The sequence below is a fragment of the Intrasporangium sp. genome, from assembly GCF_036566125.1.
Taxonomy (GTDB): domain Bacteria; phylum Actinomycetota; class Actinomycetes; order Actinomycetales; family Dermatophilaceae; genus Intrasporangium.
Genome location: NZ_DATCWX010000015.1, coordinates 1 through 3039 on the forward strand (window position 1 = coordinate 1; position 3039 = coordinate 3039).

Annotated in this window: 6 protein-coding genes; 2 read left to right on the plus strand and 4 right to left on the minus strand. The window is 69.8% G+C overall.

Annotation, left to right across the window (positions count from 1 at the left end):
- On the minus strand, positions 1-326 hold a 326-nt coding region (locus tag VIR15_RS01000; RefSeq protein WP_331925604.1), incomplete at its 3' end, for a helix-turn-helix domain-containing protein.
- Positions 307-1020, minus strand: a complete 714-nt coding sequence (locus tag VIR15_RS01005) for a DsbA family oxidoreductase (RefSeq protein WP_331925605.1) — start codon at positions 1018-1020, stop codon at positions 307-309. The genes VIR15_RS01005 and VIR15_RS01000, both read right to left, overlap by 20 nt.
- A gap of 57 nt (positions 1021-1077) precedes the next feature.
- Between VIR15_RS01005 and fdxA the strand changes: the two genes are divergently transcribed.
- Positions 1078-1425 carry a ferredoxin gene (gene fdxA / locus VIR15_RS01010; protein WP_331925606.1) on the plus strand — a complete coding sequence of 116 codons (348 nt, stop codon included), beginning with the start codon at positions 1078-1080 and terminating at the stop codon, positions 1423-1425.
- A 79-nt stretch (positions 1426-1504) separates the two neighbouring features.
- Positions 1505-1702, plus strand: a complete 198-nt coding sequence (locus VIR15_RS01015; RefSeq protein WP_331925607.1) for a hypothetical protein — start codon at positions 1505-1507, stop codon at positions 1700-1702.
- A gap of 112 nt (positions 1703-1814) precedes the next feature.
- Here the strand turns inward: VIR15_RS01015 and VIR15_RS01020 are convergent, their stop codons facing one another.
- Together VIR15_RS01020 and VIR15_RS01025 are read right to left on the minus strand one after the other, a co-directional pair.
- Complete coding sequence (locus VIR15_RS01020) at positions 1815-2201, minus strand: HesB/IscA family protein (protein WP_331925608.1); 387 nt, start codon at positions 2199-2201, stop codon at positions 1815-1817.
- A 116-nt stretch (positions 2202-2317) separates the two neighbouring features.
- Positions 2318-3039 (minus strand): glycerate kinase (locus VIR15_RS01025; protein ID WP_331925609.1); only part of this gene is annotated, 722 nt, incomplete at its 5' end.

Here is a 3039-nt window from a genome sequence, read left to right on the forward strand (position 1 = left end):
ACCGCACTGCTGGCCAGGTGGGTCGCGAGGATGTCCGCGAGCAGCCGGTAGCTGCGTTGTGTCGCCCGCGGCGCAGCGACCTCGGCGACGTAGTGCGTCCGCGGCCGGCCTGGCGTCGTCCGCTCCTCGCGCTCACGCGACACGACGCCGACAGCCACCAGGGCCTCGAGGTGGAACCTGGCGGTGTTCGGGTGTGCTCCGAGACGGCCGGCGACCTCTGCCGCGGTCGCCGGGGCGCCCAGGTCCTGGAGCACGGCGAGGACCCGGCTCCGCGAGGGCCCGAACCGGTGCGCCTCCTCGGCCCGGTCAGGCGGCGGAATGCTCACGCTCTCGATCGTCCCATGCGTCGAGTTCCCGCTCCTGCAGCTGCGTGCCGAGCCAGTCCACTGCGTCCACGCCGACGATGGCCTGTCCGTCGACGACGAGCGTCGGGACCGTGCCCCCGAGCTCCTGCCACTGCGAGCGCCAGTCCCTGATGAGGTGCCACGCCGCATTGGAGATGGGTCCACCGGTGACGTCGCACGCGAGGCCCCAGCGCCAGACCGGCTCGGAGGTCGACGAGCCCTTGAGCAGGTCGTCGGCGAGAAGCGTCCGCAGGACTCGCGCGTCGTCGAGATCGACTCCGTTCTCCCAGAAGGCCTCGAAGAGCCTCCGCCGGACCGGACGCGCGACATCAGCGGCATAGGCCTCCGCATAGGCCGAGGTCGCCGCGCCCGTGAACGGCACGTGTCCCTTGAGGGCGTAGGGCAGCGGTTCGCCCGGCAGCAGGTGGGTGAGCACCTGCGCCACCTCGGCCTGGAGCGCCTGGAAGCGGTCGCTCAGCTCGGTCCGACTCAGCTGGTGCCAGGGATCGTGCTCGGTGGTACGCCAGTCGATTGCGACCCCGTCGTCGGCGAGCGCCTCGGTGCGCCGCCACGCGAGGTGGCTCCAGGGGCAGGTGAAGTCGCCCCACACCGTCATCCCGTTGATCCGCGTGTTCTGCAGCTCCGTCGCCACCGGCTCTTCTCCTCCCCGATTCATCGGTCTACAGTGTTTTTACAACTTCCTTGTGAAAACATCAAGAGCCGAGGAGGGCTCATGACCTATGTGATCGGCAGCCCCTGCATCGACGTCAAGGACCGCGCCTGTGTCGAGGAGTGTCCCGTCGACTGCATCTACGAGGGCCAGCGATCGCTCTACATCCACCCCGACGAATGCGTGGACTGCGGCGCCTGCGAGCCGGTGTGTCCCGTCGAGGCGATCTACTACGAGGATGACCTTCCGGATGAGCTGCAGCCCTACCTGCAGGACAACACCGACTTCTTCGAGGAGACCATGCAGGGACAGAGTGAGCCGCTCGGCTCCCCGGGCGGCGCCGCCAAGCTGGGCGTGCTGCCCTTCGACACTCCGCTCGTGGCCGGCTTCCCGCCCCGTGACGCCGGGTGAGCCAGAGGTGAGGAACCTCATGTCACCTACCTCGCGGTAGGCCTGTCCCCCGGTCCCGAGCCGGCCTACCGTGGCCGACATGAGCACCCCGATGACAGAGTTCCCCACTCCGCGCGACGGTCTGGACTCGGGCAGCCTCTCCGAGCTCGTCGACGACTCGCGGGCCATCCACCTTCCCAGGTTCGCCGCTGCCGGATCCCCCTCCGGCCACGTGGACATCGACGTGCCCGACGACGCCGCTGCACTCATCCAGGGCCTCGGAGACTACGGCTTCTGACGCAGCCGCCCGCCTGCGGCGCCGTTGGAGCGGCAGCCGGCTCAGCGGCATACGGCAGAGATGACGAAGGGCCCCACTGCGGTGGGGCCCTTCGTCGTGAACTCGGCTGGACTCAGCTGAAGGAGTCGCCGCAGGCGCAGCTGCTGCCCGCGTTGGGGTTGTCGATCGTGAAGCCCTGCTTCTCGATCGTGTCGGCGAAGTCGATCGTCGCGCCCTCGAGGTAGGGCGAGCTCATCCGGTCGACGACGACCTCCACACCGTCAAAGTCACGGACCAGGTCACCGTCGAGCGTCCGCTCGTCGAAGTAGAGCTGGTAGATCAGGCCCGAGCACCCACCCGGCTGGACACCCACGCGCAGGCGCAGATCGTCGCGACCCTCCTGCTCCAGCAGGCTCTTGACCTTCGTGGTCGCCACGTCGGTGAGGAGGACACCGTGGGCGGGAGCCTCGGTCTGGGCCGGGGTGGCCTCGGTGGCGGAAGCGTTCGTGTCGACACTCATGTGCAGTCCTTCACGTCATGGAGCATGGGTCTCGAGTGACAACCCAAGCGGAGTCGGAAGTGTTCCCGATGTCCCAAGGATACGTCGCGCGTCGCCGGATGCCCGCATCGGCGAGGTCATTCGCGGCGCGGCGACCACGTGCGAGCCACTCGGGCGACTCGTGCGGCGAGCGTCCCGGCCGGATCGGCAAGGGAGTCCTCGAGCCCGACGGGCCGGTCGACGACCGGATACACGCCGGACAGGCCGGCCGACATGGCGTCGCGCCGTCCCAGCTCCGACCGCCCGGGAGTGGCGATGACCGGCACCCCGCCGTGCGCGGCTGCAGTTGCGACCCCGACGACGACCTTGCCGTGGAGCGACTGCCAGTCCAGGGAGCCCTCACCCGTGAGCACGAGGTCGGCACGTGCGACGCGGTCCGCGAAGCCGACCGCCTCGAGCACGGCCTCGATACCTGCGATCCGGTGCCCGCCGAGCAGGTGCAGGGCGTAGCCGAGACCACCCGCCGCCCCCGCGCCGGGTTCACGCTCCGGCCTCCTGGGCGTGCCCGTGAGCAGGTCCTTTGTCGGTGGACTCACCCGAGCGACGACACTCGCGAAATGGCTGAGGGCGTTCTCGAGAGCCTGCGCCTGCTCGGGCGACGCGCCCTTCTGCTCGGCGAAGACGGCGCTCGCTCCCTTGAGCCCGAGCAGCGGCGAGTCCACGTCACTCGCGATGACGAGGTCGGTGCCGTGTAGACGGTGACGTGTGTCGGCCAGGCCGGCGAGGTCCTTCGCCGTCACACCGGCTAGGGCGAGCCCGCCCACGCCGAGGCGCTCGGACGGACCGACGCCGAGGGCCG

Bases quoted from the DNA above. Each gene is read 5' to 3' on its own strand.
- VIR15_RS01005 (WP_331925605.1), bottom strand. From the start codon at position 1,020: ATGAATCGGGGAGGAGAAGAGCCGGTGGCGACGGAGCTGCAGAACACG.
- fdxA (WP_331925606.1), top strand. From the start codon at position 1,078: ATGACCTATGTGATCGGCAGCCCCTGCATCGACGTCAAGGACCGCGCC.
- VIR15_RS01015 (WP_331925607.1), top strand. From the start codon at position 1,505: ATGAGCACCCCGATGACAGAGTTCCCCACTCCGCGCGACGGTCTGGAC.
- VIR15_RS01020 (WP_331925608.1), bottom strand. From the start codon at position 2,201: ATGAGTGTCGACACGAACGCTTCCGCCACCGAGGCCACCCCGGCCCAG.